Source organism: Rhodococcoides kyotonense, from assembly GCF_900188125.1.
In the GTDB taxonomy this organism is placed as follows: domain Bacteria; phylum Actinomycetota; class Actinomycetes; order Mycobacteriales; family Mycobacteriaceae; genus Rhodococcoides; species Rhodococcoides kyotonense.
The window spans coordinates 68,750-88,823 of sequence record NZ_FZOW01000016.1; the positions used below are offsets into that span (position 1 = coordinate 68,750).

Genomic DNA, 20,074 nt, shown 5'->3' on the forward strand with positions numbered 1-20,074 from the left:
ACTCATCCGACGCGTATGTGGCATAGATTCCGCCCAAGTGGCATCCTGGTCACATGAGTGCCACCGTGGTCATGGGCAAGCAAGGAAGATTCGTCGTGCCTGCTGGTTTGCGTTCCGAGTTGGGACTCAGCGAAGGCGAGGTTCTGTCGGTTCAGCGCGTCGGGTCCAAGCTGGTCATCGAACGGCCGTCCGACGCGACGCACACATTGAAGGGAATGTTGTCGGAGCTCAGCCGCGGACGATCACTGGTCGAGGAATTGCTGGCGGAGCGGATCGACGAGACACGAACCGAGAGGTGACCGTCCTCGACGCCTCAGCAGTGCTGGCTGTGCTCAACGACGAACCCGGCGCAGACGTGGTCGTCCGAGCGATGCTCGCCGGTGGCACCAGCATGTCCGCCGCCAACCTTGCCGAGGTACTAGGCAAGGTCGTCGATGTGGTCGGCGATGTCGCGGCCGTGACGAGCACGCTCGGGGCCGCAGGAGTCGAGATCGTCCCCCTCGATGCACAGGATGCCGCCGTGGTCGCCGCTCTCCGTTCCGTCGACGGCGGAAAGTCTCTGTCGCTGGGAGATCGTTGTGCAATCGCGCTGGCTGCCCGCAGCCGGCCGTCAGTAGTGTTGACAGCCGACCGCGCGTGGGCAGACCTCGACCTTCCCATTCAGGTCGAATTGATCCGTTAGCCGAGAAGTGTTGGCTGATAGGACGATTCGGGCGCCTGCCGTGCGATGTCGTTCCACGCTGCACCGAGGTTGTTGAAGTCGACCGCGAGCTTGGTCTTCTTCTTGTCCTCGGCCAGCTTGAAGAGGAGGCTCGCGAGTTCCTTGCACAGGTCCCAGTCCACGCTTCCGGGAACACGGCCGAGCAAGGTCGCCGCTGCCGGCACTCCCCCGTCCGCCAACACCCGAGTCAGGTGCATCACGACCTCCCACTGACTGATGGACGTGTCCGTCGACGGGTCGTAATCAGCAGGCATGTTCGACGGTGCAATCAGCGCGACCTTGCCGCCACCGGTGGTGAGAATGCCTGCTCGCTGCAAGGCGTCCAAGTTGACGCCGCGAGCGTTCGCGACACTTTCTGCATCGCCGAATCGACCCGTGTCGAAACCTGTTTGACGGAACCACGTAAGAGCGAAGCGCGTCTCCTTGTCGAAGTCGTTCTCGAGTTCGGTGAGCACCTCGTCGAGTATCGCGTTGATGCGTTGCAGCGCAGTGCGAACAGTCATCTTGGAGCCGTCGTCCTCGAGAACTGCACTGAAGCGAGAGAACACCGCCATGCCTGGTCCGATGACTGCTTGCGGGACGTCAACGGGAGCGATTGCGCCTTGCTGGAGTTCGTGAAGTTTTTGTGGGAGTTCAGCTTTTAGGGCCTGAATGAACCCCCGACGGTCGGTCCGTGGCGCGCCCTCTGGGCGTGGACGGCAGGCGAGGACGATGGAAGACGCGAGGGCGTTGGTGCCCTGTGACAGCAATCGATTACCGAGCTCAGACCGCATTGGCCAGGTTGCAGTGATCTGCCATCCTGTACCGATCATGCCTTCGAGCAAAGTCTCCCAACCTGTCGATGACTGTCCTCCAATTGATGCATCTTGCTGCTTAAAAGCGTAGTAAACAGTAATCGGAAAATCGTCTTCCGCTGCATTTCGCACGCGCTGAAATACCTTCTTAAAACCGTCTTCAAAAAATTTTTGCGCGCCAGCTCTACCCTGATGCCTGAATGCGTTTGCGACAAGCTCTTCAGACTTTGGAACTAGCAAGGTTGTCAATTCGCCCGGGTGGATTGGACGTAGCGAGTTTCGTAGCCAAACGTAGAAAAAGTCAGACAGATCCGAGTACCCGATGTTGTCATAGTATGGTGGATCCGTCGACACGAGGCCGCGTATTTTCAATGCATCAGCGGATGCCTGCTTAGCGTGGCCCTGCGGACCGCAAGGGAGGTGGTCAAGCGCTTTCGGCAGGAATCGCAAAGTCGGACTCCACCCACCTGCCGAGTTACTCAGGATTGACGCCTCCGCATAGTCCCACACCATGGGAATAGCCTGACGTGCGAAAAGATGACCTACCTGCTCCTTACCAGCGTCTGGGCGCCACTGACACAAAGAATTTTGGAAATTTGTGTACCTGCTAACAGCCAGCCCCAAATAAGTCGCAACAGCATCCGCATACGCATCCGCGCCCGCACCACCTTTGTCCAGACTGACACTCTCCGGCAAACCACCTGCGAGCGCGTCCCGTAAGACCACCGCCCGCACTTCGGCGACTAGGTCACTCAAGGTCGTCAGTGCAATAAGCTGCCGCGCCGTAAATAGGTCAGAATAATCATCCATTCCATAAGCCTTGACCCTAAAACCCAAGGCTTGGTCCGGAAGTTTTCCGATAGGGGCATTTTCGGGTCGGGGTAGATCGGCAGCAGATAATTGATCATCGGTTGCTTCGAGATAGACTCGACGGCGATTTCCTTCAGCGACAGTAGCCATTAGTTGGCTCCCCATTCGCCCCGCACGGCTCTCTTCGCGAATGTAATCGAATCCCACAGAAGTCGCGCAGCGCACACATATTGCGCCGGTACGTCCAACTGTGCCGTCATTCTGGGCACTGGGAGCAGTCCGAGGATCGCTTCCAATCAGGAACCGAACCGACTTTCCTTCGACCACCGGAACCAGATACGCTTCTTTACCCTTTTTCTTACCGAGCCACCACTTGCTAGACAAGGGCATTTTTATGCGACACTCGGGGTTCGGGCAGACAACGGTTCGAGCCCAAACCCATCCAATGACAGTAGCTTTGGAGCCGTCCGACAAGGTTGCCTTCGGATACAGATGTCCGATGCGCTTCTCTGCTTCGTCGCGCATCCACTGCCCGTACCGCCGGACATCTTCGGCAAGACCGGTCGCGCGTGGCCAATCCTGAATCTTCTCCTCCGCTGCACCAGGAAATACTGGTGACTGTCCGGAGAACCTCGGCGGAATCTCGATCAGAGCCTTGTTAATTAGCACAGCAACAGGATTCAGGTCTGAAGCGTGAGCTTCGAGCCCGAGACGCTGCGCTTCGAGCGGGATAGACCCGCCGCCAGCAAACGGGTCCAAGATGGGCGGCGGGTTACCATCGGTCGACTCGAGAATTTTTTGGTGAGCCTCCTTGAGAAGCGCTTCATCGTTTGAGTTCTCCCAAACCACGAGGCGTTCGATCAGCTCATGCAGCTTCTTACGCTCGAGTGCCTGGTCTTCCTCTGTCGGATACAAGTCCGGACGAGAAATTGGGTCATCGACCAGCTGCGCGAACAGAACTGCACGCGCCGTCGCCAACGGCTTCCGCGACCACCACAGATGCAACGTCGACGGATGCCCGTGCCGGATCGACTTCTCCCGCGCAGACTCCTCGTTGATCTTCTGCAGCGGCAGGCTGACCTCGATCAGCTTCGTCTTACCAACATGTTGTGCAGCGCCGGACATAGCCGCCTCTCGATCGGAACAGAACTCTCGACCCTATCTCACACCATGTTGTGCATGAGCGAATTCAGGGGGTCGCAGCCAAGCGACCTGAATCTACCGGCCGACCAGGTCTCCGATGCCCTCACGGAGCTCCTCGGACACCGAACCCATCTGCATGCTCTCAGCACACGTTTCGAGCCGTCCTGGTTCATCCAGGACAGATCGCACAGCAAGTTCCAATGTCCGGTCGATGCTCCGGCCGTAGGCACTCACGGCCTTCGCCTTACCTTCAGCCCACTGGACCTCGTCGAACGGGAGCATCGCGAGGTCGATCAGATCGCGGGAGAAGAGGCCCCGGTCTGCCCACCGGTCGTCGTTGGCCAGCAGCTTGGTCGCGACCATGTCGAAGACACCCAACGTGGCGACACCCTCGACCCGATCGGCATCACCCGGAAGGTCCAGCGAAATTCGACCCTCGTGAATGATTTCGAGCTTGATCGGGCCGGCCTCCGACTCGATCAAGGTGCGGATCCCGTACCTGTCCGCGCGAACCTCGCGCAGTGCAGTGACGTCACCGATTGCGCTGATCCCTTCTGACGTGATCAATTGCCGCAGGTCGCGGTAAGCACCCCAGTCTGAGATCAGGAAATCGATGTCCGACGAGACCCGCCATTCCCCGAAGCGCATGACCATTGCGGTTCCGCCACCGAAATAGCAGTGCGCGTGGGCCAACAGGTCGGAGTCCAAATAACTCAACACAGCACCAATAGCGCGATGGTGCTCGTGCTCAAACAAGAAGCTTCCCACCGCTGTAGACGTCGGCGAGATGCTGGATGAAAGCCTGCTCACGCGCGTCGAGCTCACCGACGAACCGCCAGTTCCGCTCGTACAACTGGAGCGCAGACAGCTCCGAAACCACCGCGTCACCACCGACGTGCCAGGAGATCGCACGCAGCTGGGGGTAGTCGGAGACGCGTACCGTCGGCTCGCTCATCGCCCTCCCGTGCAAAGGTTACGTGCAAAGGTTACGCCCGACGCGCCGATCAGTGTGGCGCCTTCGCCCTGGACCAGGCACGGTCCCAGTCGATCTGGATGTGCGCGGTGTCCGTCTCACCCATGTTGTAGTTGCGGAAGTAATCGGTCAGGTACCGGATTTCGTCGAACTCCTGGCCACGCTGCGAGACGCGAACCAGCGCCAACCGGTGATTGACCCCCGTGTTCTGGGCGTACAACACCTGGTTGTAGCTGATCGAGAAGTGGCTTGCCCCTTCGATGCGGCCCTTCACCTCGATCAACACGGTCGGGCCGTGCTCGCCCTGGTCGTCGAGCGGAGGGACCGAGCGGATGTCGTAGCCCTTGTTGTTGTGCGGCATTTCCTCCGGCTCGCGGCCCAGTGCACGTTCGGCCGCAAGAGTCGCCGTGACCGCGCGCAGGTCGGTGACGGTCGTGTCTTTTGCGTAGTCGGCCACCGAACCACCAACCATCCCTGCTGGGATGACAAGCATGACGGCACTCAGCACCGGCGGCCGCGCCGCGAGCATGGCGTCGCGCTCCAGGTCGGTCCGACGCGTCGCCAGCCGCAACTCCAGTTCACGAGCCCTAGCCTCCAGTCGATCAGGACTCTGCCTCGGCTTTCGACCACCCGCCGCGAGCACCTCACGAATGCGGGCGGCCTCGGAATCCAGGAAGTTGACCTGGCCGACCAGCCTCGACTTCACCGCGGCCGTCGTTTTCTCGACGGTCGGCAACAGCCGAGAACGTACGTCGGTCAGGTGCCCCGGCTGAGCCACGCTCGCCGCCCATCCCATCGCGCGGTCGGCCAGCCCTGCACGAATCCAGTCAGCGCCCAACGCGTCGGACACCGCGCGCTGGGCCGACTCCGGCACGGGCGCGAGATCGAGATGTGGCGCGGGGCCGGCGTCGGCAACGGAACCGTCGGCATGCAGCGACACGAAACTGAACCTCTTGCTGACCACGCGTCGATGGCCATCCAGCACCTCGCCCGTCATCGCCATGACCACGTACGGCTCGGTGCCGGCATCCATCGGATCGAACAGCGTCGTACCGATCTCGAGAAGTCCCGACGCCCGCTCGACGGTAGCGTCGAGCACCGCGTCGAACAGGGGATGCGCGGGAGCAAGCAACTCGGCCTGTCGACCCTCGCGGCTACTGATCTCCCCCGGCTCGAAGGTCACCCGCTCGTATGCACGAACGACAGGACGACCTGCGTGCTCACGTCGTACCTGGCGGTTTCGCAGCACCGACGGGACGTTGGTGATTTGAAAGCGGCCGCGCTCGCGCTTCGACAAGCGGCCGCCGAGCCGCCCGAAGGCGTCGGTGAAGAACGCCTCGATGTAGTGCGGCTGAAGACGCCTGGCCATGGCGTCGTCCATCTCACGCCGCAGCCGATCCAACTCGATGGGATTCAAGGTCTCGCGCGCGAGCGCGCGGTCATGAACCAGCTCCTCGCATCCTTCGGAGACTTGCGCGTCCACCACGCGCTCGATCTCGGCGATACGCGCGGGATCGTCGCCGTAACGGATTGCGTCCATCAGCAACGTCCGCAATGGCGTCTCGGCGAAAGCGTCACCGAGAACGTCGAAAAGCTTGCCTCCATACGCTTTTCGTTGCTGTTCCATCTTCTCGAGCAGTCGCACGAAAACCTGACCCTCGCGGGTCTCGTCGGCGACGATGTTCCACAAGCGGCACACGTTCTGCTGGCCGATCCGGTGGATACGCCCGAAGCGTTGTTCGAGGCGGTTCGGATTCCACGGCAGGTCGTAGTTGATCATCAGATGCGCAGCCTGCAGATTCAGGCCTTCACCTGCAGCATCGGTTGCAACCAGCACCTGTCGAGAAGGCTCCTGCGTGAACAACTCTCGGACGATCTTTCGATCCGTCCGCCTGGTACCGCCATGGATAGTCAAGACCGCGTCGTCGTCACCGAGTACGTTGCGTATTTGACGCGTGAGGTAGTCAAGAGTGTCGCGGTGCTCGGTGAACACGATGAGCTTGCGCGGCGACCCATCGGCGGCTCGCAGCAGGGACTTGTCCGTCAACAGCGAGCTCAGCTCAGACCATTTTCGGTCGATACCGCTGTCGCGGACTCGCTTCGCAAGCGCGACCAACTCATCGAGCAGCCGTATTTCGACATCCAGCTCGGCCACCGTCCTGGCCGCCGTTGCCGCATCGACGATTTCCTCTTCGATGTGCTCGAACTCTTCGGCGCTGAACTCGTCGGGGTCGTCGAACTGATCGACACTGGGAAGCCTCAGCCTCTCCTCGGCCTGCGAGAACTTGCCCGACGCCATCTCCGCCCGCTTCGTCGCGAGTCGTGTTCGCCTCCGCTCGAGGCTACGCAGAATCGCGTGGGTGCTCGAGGCCAACCTGCGTTGCAACACCGTCAGCGCAAAACCGACTGTTCGACGCTGGGGCGAGTCGGATTGTTGGTCTGCACGGTTCATCTCCGCGCGGACGTAGTGAGTGACGGCCTCGTATAGTTCTCGCTCACCGGCAGAGAGGGCGTACGGAACCGTCTCCGCAATGCGCTCGGGAAACAGCGGACGCCCCTCGAACGTCAACAGTTCCTCTTTGACCATCCGGCGCATCAGACCAGTGGTATCGGCTGTCTTACCAGTCCCGCCCGCCTGCCCTTCGAATCGGTCCGGATCGAGAAGTGAGAGAAACGCCTGGAAATTGTCCTCGCTGCCAGCGTGCGGCGTCGCGGTCATCAGTAGTAGATGTCGAGTCACGGTCCCCAGTAGCTGACCGAGGTCGAATCGACGGGTCTTGCGCAGTTCACCGCCCCACCAATTCGCGGACATCCGGTGTGCCTCGTCGACGATGACCAGGTCCCACTCACTGTGCGCGAGGCGATCGAGTAGATCTTCAGCACGTGCAAGCTGATCCATACGAGCCACGAGGAACGGGTGGGCTGCGAACGGATCACCGTCCACGGCAGCGTCGACGAGTTCGCGAGTCAGCAGTGTTGTAGTGATGCCGAATTTGCTGTCGAGCTCTTCCTGCCACTGGTCGACCAGACCACCTGGGGCAACGATCAGCATGCGCGCCAGATCGCCTCGCAGGATCAGTTCCTTCGCGTAGAGCCCGGCCATGACGGTCTTTCCCGCACCGGGGTCGTCGGCCAGCAGGAACCGTAGCGGCGTCCGCGGCAGCAACTCGCCGTACACCGCGCGAATCTGATGCGGGAGCGGGGAGATATCGCTGGTGGCGACCGCAAGCATCGGATCGCTCACGCCCGCCATACGAATCCGGAGTGCTTCGGTCGCGAGCTTGAACAGCACTGGATCGGCTGTCAAGGACCAAGGCGCGCTTGCATCGTCGACGACCGTGACCGTCGTGCCGAGGTCGTCGGCGAAAATCATCTCTTCGGCCACGAAGCCGTCGGATCCTCGAACGACGACGGATGCGGCCGATTGACCATGCCGATTCACCGAAAGAACCTCGACGGGCGTCGGCCACCGTCCCTGCAATCGAATGCCCGGGACGAGTTCCTGCATGTTCATTCCATACCCCATCGACGCACATCTAGTTGTGCAGACAATACGTTGTGCATCAGACAGGTTGGAGGACGTGCCGACGAACGAACGAGGACCCTTGGAATGGGGCACCTACGGTGATTCGTTCGGCCATCGTCTCCGGTTCATCCGTACACACCGTGGGCTCTCCCAAGAGGAAGTCGCGACCCTGTGCGGCATGCACCGCAATCAGATCTCGAATCTCGAACGCAACACAAGCAATCGGGACCCGTTCATCGCTGATCCGCAACTTTCGACGGTCTACCGACTCGCCCTCGCGTTGAAAGTCGCACCGACACTCCTGATCCCAGACGGCAATATCTTGGTCAGACGACGCTCACCCGAGCAATCGACGCGGACGGCCTACTCGAGAGTCGAAGCGGAGCTGACGGACAGACTATCCGCCCTCGATCAGTAACTCCTCACTTCTTCGCCCACGTCAACCCGTGTGACCCGCCGATCGCCGAGCTGGAGATTCTCTGCCGGAACACCCAGTACGTCCACCCCTGGTACAGCACGACGACGGGAGTCATGAAGGCAGCGACCCAGGTCATTACGGTCAACGTGTACGGACTCGACGACGCGTTCTCGATGGTCAGGCTGTAGGACGGGTCCAGTGTGGACGGCATGACGTTCGGGTAGAGCGAGGCGAACAACAACGTCACGGTGCTGACCACCGCAACCGAGGTGAACGTGAATGCCCACCCCTCCTTTTCCGCACGAGTGAGCAGAACTACCGACACGAGCGCCGCGGCAGCGACTGCTACCAGCACCCACGTCCACCCTTTCCCGTACGCGATCTGGGTCCACAGGACGAAGGCTCCCGCCACCGGAACCGCGGGGATCGCGAGCTTCGCTGCAATCGCTACTGCGTCCTCGCGGATGTCGTCGGCGGATTTCAGCGCCAGGAACACCGCACCGTGCAGCGCGAACACCAAAGCTGTTGTGACACCGCCCAACAGCGCATACGGGTTCAACAGATCGAAGAAGTTCGACGTCACCTGCTTCTCGGAGTCGATCGCGACGCCTCGGACGATGTTGGCGAACGCGACTCCCCACAGAATCGCAGGCACCCACGACCCGAACACGATTCCCCAGTCGCAGCGCTGACGCCACCGGTCGTCGTCGATCTTCGCTCGCCACTCGATCGCGACGATCCGAATTATCAACGCCACCAGGATGATCAGCAGCGGAATATAGAAGCCCGAGAACAGAGTTGCGTACCAGTCGGGGAATGCAGCGAACAGCGCACCACCCGCGGTGATCAGCCAGACCTCGTTGCCGTCCCACACCGGGCCGATGGTGTTGAGCGCGACGCGTCGTCGCACATCGGGTGGGATGTCGGTCCTGCGGCCGACGACGGGCATCAGCATTCCGACGCCGAAGTCGAAGCCCTCCAACAGGAAGTAACCGACGAACAGCACGGCGACGATGACGAACCACAGCTCCGGCATGGTCATCCCCTAGTACTCGAACGAAAGCTGTTCGGCGTCAGCAGGATCGGGCGGTTTCTTGTCCAGATCCAAGGGCCCTTCCCTGACGTAGCGGACCATGAGTTTCAACCACACGACGCCGAGCGCGCCGTACAGCAGTGTGAACGTGATGATCGAAACCCACACCGTCGCCGCGGAATGATTCGACACCCCCTGATCGACCGTCAACCGAATCATGTCCACACCAGTGGGATTGGGATGAACCATCCACGGCTGCCTTCCCATCTCGGTGAAGATCCAGCCCGCGCTGTTCGCGAGGAACGGCATCGGAATGGCGATCAACGCGAGCCACGAGTACCACCGCTGCTCCGGCACCCGACCCCGACGCGTCACCCACAGCCCGGCCAGCGCGAGCGCTGCGGATCCGGCGGCCAACCCGATCATCGCGCGGAACGCCCAGTAGGTCACGAACAGATTCGGCGTGTAGTTACCCGGGCCGAATTCCTGCTCGTACTGCTCCTGCAGCTGGTTGACGCCCTGCAACGTGACGCCGGTGAACTTCCCTTCGGCGAGCCACGGCAGCACGTACGGCACCTCGATGATCGACGTGACGCTCTCGCAGTTGTTGTGCGTTCCGATCGTCAGCACCGAGAAATCTGGATCGGTTTCGGTGTTGCACAACGCCTCTGCCGACGCCATCTTCATGGGTTGCTGCACGAACATCAGCTTGCCCTGCGAGTCACCGGTGAGCGCCACTGCGACACCCGCCGCGAACATCACCAACAGAGCGAATCGTGTTGCCGGACGGAACAACTGGCGCGCGTCGGCGGTCAGCTGGGCCGCTTCGCCCGCGTCGACCGTCCATGCTCTGCGCATGTTGCGGACCATCCACCAGCCCGAGATGCCCGCGACGAATGTTCCGGCCGTGAGGAATGCACCGGCGATGACGTGGGGGTACGCCACCATCGCTGTGTTGTTGGACAGCAGATCACCGATGGACGTCAGCTGCGCACGGCCGGTCTCGGCGTTGTATTCGGCGCCGACCGGATGCTGCATGAACGAATTCGCGACGACGATGAAATATCCCGACGCATTGACGCCGATCGCGACCAGCCAGATCGTCGCAAGATGCACCAGACGTGGAAGCCTGTCCCACCCGAATATCCACAACCCGAGGAACGTGGATTCGAGGAAGAACGCGACGAGCCCCTCCATCGCCAGCGGCGCGCCGAACACGTCGCCGACGAAGCGGGAGTACTCGCTCCAGTTCATGCCGAACTGGAATTCCTGCACGATTCCGGTCGCGACCCCGAGCGCGAAGTTGATGAGAAACAGCTTGCCGAAGAACTTGGTCAGTCGGTACCAGTGATCCTTCTTGGTGATGACCCACATGGTCTGCATCACCGCGATCATCGGAGCGAGACCGATCGTCAGCGGCACCAGGATGAAGTGATAGACAGTCGTGATCCCGAATTGCCACCTCGAGAGATCCAATGCGTCCACGGCCACCCCAGCTCACTGGCTCCGTATATTCACAAGAAATGCCGTGACCATACTCCCGCCACTCGGCCGGTGTTCACGAAATCGGTGTGCGGCTTCGCCGCATGTGCGTGCAAAGTTGGTGCAGAGACCAACTCTGCGCGCACGGGCGCGTCAGCGCACTCCCGACCACACCTCGCGCGTCGACGGCCGCGGATCGTCCACCACCGACGACTGTTCGCCGAACGTCATCACCGATCGGTCGCTGCCGTACGGAACCCATCCCGGTGATCCGTCGCGTACGAAGTCGATCCAGGCCCGATGCATCTCGTCCGCCAGCTTCTGGGGAGGATTCGGGCCCGTGATGCGCGCGGTCTCCGGCTTGTCGAGCACGTCGAAGACGAACGGGATCTCGAGTGCGTGACACGCCCCGAGATTGCCGTCGAACAGCGTGGAACGCCACGTGAACTCGTACACGAACGCCCGCCCGCCCCGCGACTCCACGATCCGCAACGCCGGAATGCGGAAGAACCAGTCCGTCATGACCGCGATCAACACGTCGCCGGCCGACGCGTCGGGCAGCTGCGCTCGGTACGCGTCGATCGCAGCATCGACGTCGACGCCGTAGGCACCGAGCACCAGCCGCACGCGATCCTCGTTCACGAAGCCGGTCACGCCTGCCGGGACGAGGAAGAACGCGAACTCCTCGCTCGTCGTCCCGATCAGAATCTCGACGCCCGAACCTGCTCCTTCGGCGATGCGCGCGTACGGCAGGGCGGGCACGACGTCGCCGTCGATGTAGGGCTCGAACGGCATCACGTTGAGCGCGAGTTCACCCCACGCCCCGGTGGGAGCCTCGGCCGCGATGCGATCTCCGAGCTCACGCTGGGCGTCGACGAACGCGTCCACCGGCACCGAACCCAGGCCTTCGACCGTCGCAGAAGCCCCGACGGCCTGCGCCAACGCCTCGGCAACCTTCTCAGCGGTGGCCTCGGAAATCACGTGATGCCCGGCCCCGCTCTGCAGGATCGCGCGCTGGAACAGCCCTTCCGCACGCGGCATCGACAACAGCGTCCCGACGCTCATGGCTCCGGCCGACTCCCCCGCGACCGTCACCCGGGCAGGGTCGCCGCCGAACGACGCGATGTTGTCGCGCACCCATTCGAGGGCTGCGACCTGGTCGAGCAGGCCGCGATTGGCAGGTGCGCCCTCGATCCGAGCGAATCCGTCTGCGCCGAGGCGGTAATTGATCGCGACGGCGACGATGCCGTCCCGGGCGAACGCCGAACCGTCGTAGATCGGTACCGAGTTGCTGCCGTTGACGAAGGCGCCGCCGTGGATCCACACGAACACCGGCAGTCCCTCGGCAGAGTCGTCGGGTGTCCAGACGTTCAGGTTCAGGCAATCCTCGCCGGGCACGACCGGCTCGACGAGGATGTCGCTCGTCGGAGGTCGGTAGCCGATCTTCGGTGCGGTGGCGCCGAACGAGACCGCGTCGCGCGTACCGGCCCACCGGGGCGGCGCCGTCGGAGCCGCGAACCGCAGCGGACCGAACGGCGCCTCCGCGTAGGGAATTCCGAGGAACGAGGTGACCGCACCGTCGCGCTGTCCGCGAATCCGGCCCTGAGCAATGTCGAGTGTGACGTCCATGGATTCTTTACTACCCGAAATTGTGGGCCCGATGTCCCACTTGCCCCTCCGCCATCAGGATTCAGCGGACAACTGGTGCATCAGACCCGCTCGTCGATCCTCGCGACCTTGTAATAGATCAACGCCCCGATCCACACGACGAAGAACGTGCCGACGACGAACTGACCGGCCACGTTGAGGTCGATCGACGCCAGGAGGTCCCAGGGCTGCCCGGTGAGCCCGAGTTCGTCGCCGAGCAGCGAGAGCAGTTGCACCGATCCGATGACGACGGCGACGAAGATCGACAGCGACGTCATGGTGATGTTGTAGTAGATCTTCCGGATCGGCGTGACGAATGCCCACGCATAGGCCTTCGACATGAAGATCCCGTCGATGGTGTCCATCGTGGTCATGCCTGCGGCGAACAGGATCGGCAGTGCGATGATCGCCATCGGCGGCAGCCCACCTGCCATCGCGGTCGTCCCGGCGACGGCGAGCAACCCCACCTGCGTGGCGGTGTCGAAACCGAGCCCGAACAGCAGGCCGAGCGGATACATCTGCCACGAGTCCTTGATGAACCGGTCGTACCGTCCACGAAAGATGCGATTCATCAACCCACGCTTGGCGAGGAGGTCGTCGAGGTGTTCCTCGGAGTACTCCCCCGCCCTGGCCCGACGCCACACACGCACGATGCCGGCGAGTACCGCAAAGTTCAGTGCCGCAATGAGATACAGGAAACCACCCGACACCAGAGTCCCGATGATGCCGCCGACACCCGAGAACGCGTCCTGGAACGCGGTGGCCTTCGCAGCCACCAACGCGATCGCCGCGACGAAGACGAACACCACCGTCGAATGCCCGAGCGAGAAGAACAGCCCGACGGCCAACGGCCGCTTGCCTTTCTGCAGCAGGAACCGGGTTGTGTCGTCGATCGCCGCGATGTGGTCGGCATCGAACGCGTGACGCATTCCGAGTGTGTAGGCGAGCACTCCGGCACCTGCATAGACGAGTGTGCCGTCCGCACCGGTCAATTCGTGGATTCGTGGAATTGCGTTGTAGTGCGCGAACAAGCCCCACCCGAGTACGTGCAGGCCCGCGATGAACACGAACATCCCGACCAGACGCGGGATTTCGTCGCGCGTGAAGCGACTGCGGCGGTCCGACGCCGCCCCGGGTCGGTCGAGCGTCGTCATCGTCCCACCTGTTCGGTTGCCAGTGCGTCGGCGGTGCTGGTCAGGCCGGTCAGGTCGCGTACGACGCGTACCCGTTGGCAATGTTCGGCGTACAGCGGGAGGTCACAGGATCCCAGACCCCACGAGTATCGGGGTTCGGGCGTCAGCCAGATCGTTTCCCGTGCGCGCCTCGTGATCTCGGCGAAGGCTTCGACGTTCGGATCGAGACCGTTCGATCGACCGTCCGCCAGAACCACCACCGTCGTACGACGGCTCACCGCGTTGCCGTGCTCTTCGAGAAACTGCCCGAACGCATGTCCGTGATCGGAGTTGCCGTCGACATCGAGAACGTCACCGCCGAACACCAACCCCAACGCATGTTCGACGCTGTGATCGGCGAACAGATCGGTGATCTCCACCAGATCCGACACGAAGGCGAACGTGCGTACTTGGCTCACCAGATCCTGCAGACCGTGCACCAGGTGCAGCGTGAACCTGGCCGTCGCACGCACCGACAGACTGACGTCCGTCAGCAGCAACAGTCGCGGCTTGTCCTCGCTGCGCTGCACGGTCACCGGCCGGAACGGCACGCCGTCGTAGCGCATGTTCCGACGCATCGTCCGGCCCGAGTCGACGCGGCCGCGGGCGCCGGCTTTGCGCCGATGCGTCAGTGCCCCGTGCAGACTCTGGGTCAGGCGTCGCAACGATTCCTCGAGCTCCGCCCGCTCGTGTTCACCGACGTGATCGACCTTCGCGACACGGTCCTCGCGCCCCTCGACGACGGTGTTCTCCAGCGCCAGAAGCGATTCCAGGTGGTGCTTCAAAGCAGCAGGTAGATTGGCGAACACTCCCGCGAGACGTTCGCGCAGTGCGGTTGCCTCGTCGAGCACGTCGCCCTGCACGTCGTCGGGTAGGTCGTCGAGCCATCCGAACAACGCTTCCTCTTCGGCGACGGACAGATCGGCGTCGACCTTCGTGCCGGTGGACGTCGAGATCTTTCCTGGTACGCCTGCACCCTTCAGGTGGTCGGTCTCGATCTGGATGCGTTCGCCCTGACCGAGGTTGTTCGTCGAGTCCTTGCTGAAGACGATCTCGTCGGTCATCGCGGCGAGGTCGATCTTGTTTGCTTCCTGATGCAGGTTGTACTGCGTTGCGAGGTCGTCCGGATCGAAGAACTCCCGGATGTCCGAGGGCGCTCCGTGTTCGTGGCCCTGCTCGGGAAGGTTTCCGGGTTCTTCACTGAGAGTGAAGGATTCGAGCAGGCCTTCGTCGGACAGGTCGTCGTGGCCGTGCCCGTGTCCACGCTCGCCGTCGTCCTTCTGTACCTTCACGAGCGCGAAGAACAGGTCGAAGACTTCTTCGAAGACGGGATCGGCGTCACGATCCTTGACCAGCGAGACCCGCAGTGCTTCACGAAGAAGTCGACGATCGGCGAGCAATCCCGGCTGCGCGGCGGCCTCCATGGCGTCGAGCATCTCGGGTACCGAGATCCTCATGCCGCGCAGCCGTAGCAACCGCACGAATCGGTGCAGGCTCTGCTCCACTGTGACTCAGGCCTTTCGGTTCTTCTTGTTACCGAAACCGTTTGCGAACGAGCGGCTGCCCTGCGTCTTGGGCACGTCCTTCACCGGCGACGGTGTCGACGCCGTCGACCCGGCGTAGTAGTTTCCGTGCCGACCGGGTTGATCCTTGGCCGCGCGGATCGCACGGCCGTCGGGGCCCGAATCGTCCTCTTCCACAACGGACAAGGGCTCTTCGTGGCCATGCCCGTGCCCATGTCCGTGGCCGTGTCCATGCCCGTGATCTTCGTCGATGACGGCGTTGGGGTCGACGAGACGAGGAATCGCGCCGATGGCCTTGCGCACGTCCTTGTCGTACTTGACGACGACGGACACCGTGTCGTTCAGCAGCTTCGCCGTCAATTCACTGGCTCCGAGAACAGCGAGAGTCTTTGCCCAGTCCACGGTTTCGGAGATGCTGGGTGACTTACGCAGTTCGAGATCGCGGAGGCCACGCACCACCTCGACGAGCTGGCCTGCGAGTGCCTCGGACAGACCGGTGTCCTTGGAATTGACGATCTCGAGCTCACGCTCGGCCGTCGGGTAGTCAAGGAAGCTGTGCAGACACCGACGCTTGAGCGCCGCCGACAGGTCGCGGGTGTTGTTCGACGTCAGAATCACGTACGGGGCAACGGTCGCGGTGAACGTGCCGAGCTCGGGAACCGAGATCTGGTTCTCCGCAAGCAATTCCAGCAACACTGCTTCGAGTGCCTCGTCAGCGCGGTCGACCTCGTCGATCAGCAGCACGACGGGCTCTTCGGACCGGATCGCCTCGAGCAGCGGCCGGGGCGCGAGGAACCGCTCGGAGAAGAACACACTGTCCTGCGATGCGATCCGGTCGACGGCCTCGCCGAGCGTCTCGGTGTCGGCCACGAGCTGCCCGATCTTCTCCTTCAGCACCTGGGTGTACAGCAGCTGTTTGCCGTAGTCCCACTCGTACAACGCCTTCGTCTCGTCCTGGCCCTCGTAGCACTGCAGGCGCAACAACCTCCGCCCGGTCACTTCTGCGAGAGTCTTTGCCAGCTCGGTCTTTCCGACGCCCGCCGGCCCCTCCAGCAGGACAGGCTTGTCCAGTCTGGACTGCAGATACACTGTCGTCGCGAGGCGTTCGTCGGCGATGTATCCGGCGTCGGCGAAACGGCTGACGACGTCTTCCACTGATTCGAAATCTGGCCCAGCAGAGGCGTTGATGGGCGTCGGGACTGACACGAGGCGTTCCTTCCACGAAAGGGTGAACGCTCCCGCCCGCCGAGGGGTCGCGGGCGGGAGCGTGAGGTTCGAAAAGATCAGCCGATCAGGTCGTCGAGGTCTCCGTTGACGGAGTGCTCGACGACGGGGCGAACCGTTTCGAACGTGCATTCCTTCAGGTTGCCGGGGGTGCAGGCGTCACCGAGAACGTGGTGAGTGATGCGATCGACGTCCTTGTCGTCGCCGATGATCTTCGGCGAGTTCTCGTAGTACTTCGTCGGTCCCTGACCCAGACGGTTCTTGCTGTAGCTGTTCTGGTCGACGTCGGCGAACTTCTCCGGGATGCCCACGTCGCGCAGCAGCTGGATCGCAGCTTCGAGTGCGGCGTGGGATGCACGCTGATCGGACATGCCGTGGGTGTCAATGCCCATGGCGACGGCGATGTCGGCGAACTTGCGGTAGTCGGCCGTCATGTTGAACGCCCACACCCGCGGCAGCGCGATGGCGTTGTTCAGCCCGTGGTGCGTGTCGTAGAAGGCACTGACCGCGTGGCTGATCGAGTGGATGATGCCGAGTCCACCGGAGTTGAAGGCCTGAGCGGCGATGTACTGCGCGTACATCATTCCTTCGCGACCGGGCAGGTCCTCACCGTTCCACGTTGCGGCACGGAGGTTTTCGACGGTCATCTTGATGGCGTGCAGCGCGTTGCCCTTCGACGGTTCGAAGTTCAGACGCGATACGTACGGCTCGCTGGCGTGTGCGAGAACGTCGAAGCCGCACTGCGCGGTGTAGTCGGTCGGGCAGCTGTAATACAGAACCGGGTCGTCGATCGCCAGCGACGTCACGGATGCGTCGTCGAATGCGACGTACTTGTGCGGGTTGTCGGGATCGGTCGTCGTATCGGTGATCACGTACGCCCACGATGTCTCGGAACCCGTTCCGGCCGTGGTGGATACGGCGATGTGCGGCGGGTTCTTCGGGTTCTCGCTCTTGTTGAAGCCCTCGAACTCGTTGACGCTGCGGCCGTCGTGCGCGACCGAGATACGAGCACCCTTACACGCGTCGTGCGCGGAACCTCCACCGATGGAGACGAAGCTGTCGCACTTGTTCTCGGTGTACATCGCCACGGCGTCCATGACGTTGTAGTCCTTGGGATTGGACTCGACCTTGTCGTAGACGACGACCTCGAGCCCGTGGTAGCGCATGGACTCGACGATGTTGTGCACGATGTCGGTGCCGCGAAGGCCCGACGTCATCACGAGCGTCTTCTTGAATCCGAGCTTGAGAGCCTCGGGTCCGATCATCTCGTGTGCTCCCGGGCCCATCATGGCGCGAGGGAACGGGTGGAACTCCTTGATGGGGAACGGCTTGAGTAGGTCGTCGACCTGCATGGAAGCATCCTCTCCGCGAAACGGAACGTCTGTTGGTATCGCGCAACGCAGTCGAGCCACGGTGCTGAAACAAACGCTAAATCCGTACACGGGGTGGTGTCAGTCACTTTGTCGCGAGACTGTTCCGTATGTCTCGAGAAGGCGCCTACAAGACAGGACGGCCACCTACCCGATCGGGTAGGTGGCCGTCGTCGAGCCCTTTACCTTCTACTTCGCAGCCTCCGCGGCGCGCAGGTCCTTACGCAGAAGCTTGCCTGCGGCCGACTTGGGAACGACGTCGATGAACTCCACCTTGCGCACCTTCTTGTGCGGCGACACCCGCTCGGCGACGAAGGCGATGACGGCGGCTTCGTCGACCGTCGCGTTCGCCTGAAGAACGACGAACGCCTTGGGCACCTCCTCGCCCTCGTCGTCGAGAACGCCGATGACGGCCGCGTCGGCGATCTCGGGGTGCGTAAGCAACAGCGCCTCGAGCTCGGCCGGGGGCACCTGGTAGCCCTTGTACTTGATGAGCTCCTTGAGGCGGTCGACGATGTAGACGACACCTTCGGAGTCCACGACGGCGATGTCGCCGGTGTGCAGGTAACCGTCGGCGTCGAGGGTGTCGGCGGTCGCGGTCGGGTTGTTCAGGTAGCCGGCCATGACGTTCGGGCCGTGCACCCACAGCTCGCCCGGCTTGGACAGACCGTCGGAGGGCAGGTCGATCTCCTCGCCGCTCTCCGGGTCGACGATCTTGTTGACGGTGTTCGCAAGCGGCAGACCCACCGAGCTGAGCGGCATGTCGTCGCGGTCGAACGGGATCGCGTGACTGACCGGGCTGAGCTCGCTCATGCCGTATCCCTGACGCACGCGTGTGTCCAAGCGCTTGGCGACGGCCTTGCCGAGCTCCTCGTCGAGCGGCGCCGCGCCGGAGAAGATGGTGTGGACGCTGGAGAGGTCGTACTGGTCGATCAGCGGGTGCTTCGCGAGCGCGACCGCGACGGGCGGGGCGATGAACAGGTACGTGAGCTTGTGTTCCTGGATCAACCGCAGGAACTCGACGAGGTCGAACTTCGGCATCGTCACGAGGTGGGCCCGCAGCTTGAGCGCGATGTTGAGCAGCACGGTCAGGCCGTAGATGTGGAAGAACGGCAGCAGCGCCAGGATCGCGTCGTTCGTGTCGATGCCGACGCGCGGCTCCATCTGCGCGACATTGGCGACGAGGTTGCGGTGCGTCAGGATGACGCCCTTCGGGACGCCCGTCGTGCCGGACGAATACGGCAACACCGCGATCTGCGTGGCCGGATCGAACGACACGTCGGGTGCAGGCGCTCCCTGAGCGAGCAGGTCACGCAGGTTGGGGTGGCCCTCCGCGCCGTCGAGCACGATGACGTGGTCGTCGGGAATGCCGACCTTCTCCGCTGCGGCCTTCGCCTGCGGGTAGAGCGGGGAGACGGTGAACAGAAATTTCGCGCCCGAGCCCGTGAGCTGCTTCGCGATGTCCTCGGCGGTGTACAGCGCGTTGATCGTCGTCGCGGTTCCGCCTGCGCGGAGGATGCCGTGCAGAACGGACGCGAACGCAGGAACGTTCGGCGAATGCAGCCCGACGACGTCGCCCAGCTCCAAGCCTCGCGCTGCGAGCGCACCCGCGATGCCGTCGATCTGTCCGATGAGAGCCCGATACGTCGTGACGGTTCCCGACGACCCGTCGATCAATGCGGGCTTCTCGAGATCGGTCTCCGAAATGGACCCGAACAGATAGTCGTAGACGCTCAGATTCGGAATCTCGACATCGGGAAAGGGGCTCTTGAAGCTCATGACTCTCCTTCGAACATGCACCGGCAACTTGACAGAACCCTACAGTGAAAGCCGTCACAACGGACATGACCCCTACTCGTGAGTCAGGTTCGGATCTCCTGTCGCCCATTGCGCACGAGGCTGCGATGTGGCAGCCACTCGCAGTGCAGCTCAGCCTGCATCGGCTTCCTGGCAGGCTGCCAGGTTTCGCACTCTTCCTGGCAGGCCACTTCGAAGTTGCTCACGAAGCAGTCGAAGCCCTTGAAACCCGCAGCAGCGCAGCTAGTTTCGTTCTGGTCAGCAATCAACGACAAACAGGAGAAACCAGTGTTCAACGATTTCCACAACAATGTCGTGCAGCCGTTCCAGCAGTGGGCGCCGCACATTCCGGACTGGTTCGCCTGGTTCCGTTTCGGACGCTGATCGACACCCCTGATCGTCGTGAGCCCTGCTCTTCCCCAGAGAGTGGGGCTCACGACT

General features: G+C 62.5%; 16 protein-coding genes. 3 read left to right on the forward strand and 13 right to left on the reverse strand.

What is annotated here, in order from left to right; translation table 11 throughout:
- Positions 1 to 53: 53 nt before the first annotated feature.
- Both CHB96_RS29810 and CHB96_RS22965 read left to right on the forward strand, forming a co-directional pair.
- A complete protein-coding gene (locus CHB96_RS29810; protein WP_176444450.1) occupies positions 54 to 299 on the forward strand; it encodes an AbrB/MazE/SpoVT family DNA-binding domain-containing protein in 246 nt (81 codons plus the stop codon).
- On the forward strand, positions 296 to 682 hold the full coding sequence (locus CHB96_RS22965) for a PIN domain-containing protein (protein ID WP_176444451.1): 387 nt from the start codon (positions 296 to 298) through the stop codon (positions 680 to 682). Before CHB96_RS29810 ends, CHB96_RS22965 begins: the two co-directional genes overlap by 4 nt.
- Here CHB96_RS22965 and CHB96_RS22970 read toward each other — a convergent pair.
- From CHB96_RS22970 to CHB96_RS22985, 4 genes are all read right to left on the reverse strand, one after another.
- Positions 679 to 3,450 (reverse strand): DUF1156 domain-containing protein, encoded by a 2,772-nt coding sequence (locus CHB96_RS22970; protein WP_089250634.1) that lies wholly within the window; start codon positions 3,448 to 3,450, stop codon positions 679 to 681. The genes CHB96_RS22965 and CHB96_RS22970 overlap by 4 nt on opposite strands.
- A 93-nt stretch (positions 3,451 to 3,543) precedes the next feature.
- A complete protein-coding gene (locus CHB96_RS22975) occupies positions 3,544 to 4,185 on the reverse strand; it encodes a nucleotidyl transferase AbiEii/AbiGii toxin family protein (RefSeq protein ID WP_141136538.1) in 642 nt (213 codons plus the stop codon).
- A 31-nt stretch (positions 4,186 to 4,216) separates the two neighbouring features.
- Positions 4,217 to 4,423, reverse strand: coding sequence for a hypothetical protein (locus CHB96_RS22980; protein ID WP_089250638.1), 207 nt, complete (start codon positions 4,421 to 4,423; stop codon positions 4,217 to 4,219).
- 49 nt (positions 4,424 to 4,472) lie between these two features.
- Positions 4,473 to 7,955, reverse strand: a complete 3,483-nt coding sequence (locus CHB96_RS22985; RefSeq protein ID WP_089250640.1) for a helicase-related protein — start codon at positions 7,953 to 7,955, stop codon at positions 4,473 to 4,475.
- On the opposite strand from CHB96_RS22985, the gene CHB96_RS22990 reads away from it, so the two are divergent.
- Positions 7,948 to 8,385, forward strand: coding sequence for a helix-turn-helix domain-containing protein (locus CHB96_RS22990; RefSeq protein WP_342746279.1), 438 nt, complete (start codon positions 7,948 to 7,950; stop codon positions 8,383 to 8,385). The genes CHB96_RS22985 and CHB96_RS22990 overlap by 8 nt on opposite strands.
- 4 nt (positions 8,386 to 8,389) lie before the next feature.
- Here the strand turns inward: CHB96_RS22990 and cydB are convergent, their stop codons facing one another.
- The 9 genes from cydB to CHB96_RS29465 form a co-directional block, all read right to left on the reverse strand.
- Positions 8,390 to 9,427, reverse strand: a complete 1,038-nt coding sequence (gene cydB / locus CHB96_RS22995) for a cytochrome d ubiquinol oxidase subunit II (RefSeq protein ID WP_089250644.1) — start codon at positions 9,425 to 9,427, stop codon at positions 8,390 to 8,392.
- A 3-nt stretch (positions 9,428 to 9,430) separates the two neighbouring features.
- Positions 9,431 to 10,903 (reverse strand): cytochrome ubiquinol oxidase subunit I, encoded by a 1,473-nt coding sequence (locus CHB96_RS23000; protein ID WP_089250740.1) that lies wholly within the window; start codon positions 10,901 to 10,903, stop codon positions 9,431 to 9,433.
- Between the two features lie 150 nt (positions 10,904 to 11,053).
- Complete coding sequence (locus CHB96_RS23005) at positions 11,054 to 12,529, reverse strand: carboxylesterase/lipase family protein (protein ID WP_089250646.1); 1,476 nt, start codon at positions 12,527 to 12,529, stop codon at positions 11,054 to 11,056.
- Positions 12,530 to 12,609: 80 nt separating this feature from the next.
- A complete protein-coding gene (nicT, locus tag CHB96_RS23010; RefSeq protein ID WP_089250648.1) occupies positions 12,610 to 13,701 on the reverse strand; it encodes a Nickel transporter NicT in 1,092 nt (363 codons plus the stop codon).
- Complete coding sequence (locus CHB96_RS23015) at positions 13,698 to 15,224, reverse strand: VWA domain-containing protein (protein ID WP_089250650.1); 1,527 nt, start codon at positions 15,222 to 15,224, stop codon at positions 13,698 to 13,700. Before CHB96_RS23015 ends, nicT begins: the two co-directional genes overlap by 4 nt.
- Before the next feature lie 6 nt (positions 15,225 to 15,230).
- Complete coding sequence (locus CHB96_RS23020) at positions 15,231 to 16,448, reverse strand: AAA family ATPase (RefSeq protein WP_245866065.1); 1,218 nt, start codon at positions 16,446 to 16,448, stop codon at positions 15,231 to 15,233.
- 77 nt (positions 16,449 to 16,525) lie between these two features.
- Positions 16,526 to 17,818: an NDMA-dependent methanol dehydrogenase gene (mdo, locus tag CHB96_RS23025; protein WP_089250654.1), complete on the reverse strand. Its 1,293-nt coding sequence runs from the start codon at positions 17,816 to 17,818 to the stop codon at positions 16,526 to 16,528.
- Between the two features lie 207 nt (positions 17,819 to 18,025).
- Positions 18,026 to 19,615 carry an AMP-binding protein gene (locus CHB96_RS23030; protein WP_089250656.1) on the reverse strand — a complete coding sequence of 530 codons (1,590 nt, stop codon included), beginning with the start codon at positions 19,613 to 19,615 and terminating at the stop codon, positions 18,026 to 18,028.
- An 83-nt stretch (positions 19,616 to 19,698) separates the two neighbouring features.
- Positions 19,699 to 20,070, reverse strand: coding sequence for a hypothetical protein (locus CHB96_RS29465; RefSeq protein WP_141136539.1), 372 nt, complete (start codon positions 20,068 to 20,070; stop codon positions 19,699 to 19,701).
- Positions 20,071 to 20,074 lie beyond the last annotated feature (4 nt).

What these genes read in the sequence shown, in the direction of transcription:
- CHB96_RS29810 (WP_176444450.1), top strand. Translation starts at nt 54, where the DNA reads ATGAGTGCCACCGTGGTCATGGGCAAGCAAGGAAGATTCGTCGTGCCT.
- CHB96_RS22970 (WP_089250634.1), bottom strand. Translation starts at nt 3,450, where the DNA reads ATGTCCGGCGCTGCACAACATGTTGGTAAGACGAAGCTGATCGAGGTC.
- CHB96_RS22980 (WP_089250638.1), bottom strand. Translation starts at nt 4,423, where the DNA reads ATGAGCGAGCCGACGGTACGCGTCTCCGACTACCCCCAGCTGCGTGCG.
- CHB96_RS22990 (WP_342746279.1), top strand. Translation starts at nt 7,948, where the DNA reads ATGTTCATTCCATACCCCATCGACGCACATCTAGTTGTGCAGACAATA.
- CHB96_RS22985 (WP_089250640.1), bottom strand. Translation starts at nt 7,955, where the DNA reads ATGAACATGCAGGAACTCGTCCCGGGCATTCGATTGCAGGGACGGTGG.
- cydB (WP_089250644.1), bottom strand. Translation starts at nt 9,427, where the DNA reads ATGACCATGCCGGAGCTGTGGTTCGTCATCGTCGCCGTGCTGTTCGTC.
- CHB96_RS23005 (WP_089250646.1), bottom strand. Translation starts at nt 12,529, where the DNA reads ATGGACGTCACACTCGACATTGCTCAGGGCCGGATTCGCGGACAGCGC.
- nicT (WP_089250648.1), bottom strand. Translation starts at nt 13,701, where the DNA reads ATGACGACGCTCGACCGACCCGGGGCGGCGTCGGACCGCCGCAGTCGC.
- mdo (WP_089250654.1), bottom strand. Translation starts at nt 17,818, where the DNA reads ATGCAGGTCGACGACCTACTCAAGCCGTTCCCCATCAAGGAGTTCCAC.
- CHB96_RS23030 (WP_089250656.1), bottom strand. Translation starts at nt 19,615, where the DNA reads ATGAGCTTCAAGAGCCCCTTTCCCGATGTCGAGATTCCGAATCTGAGC.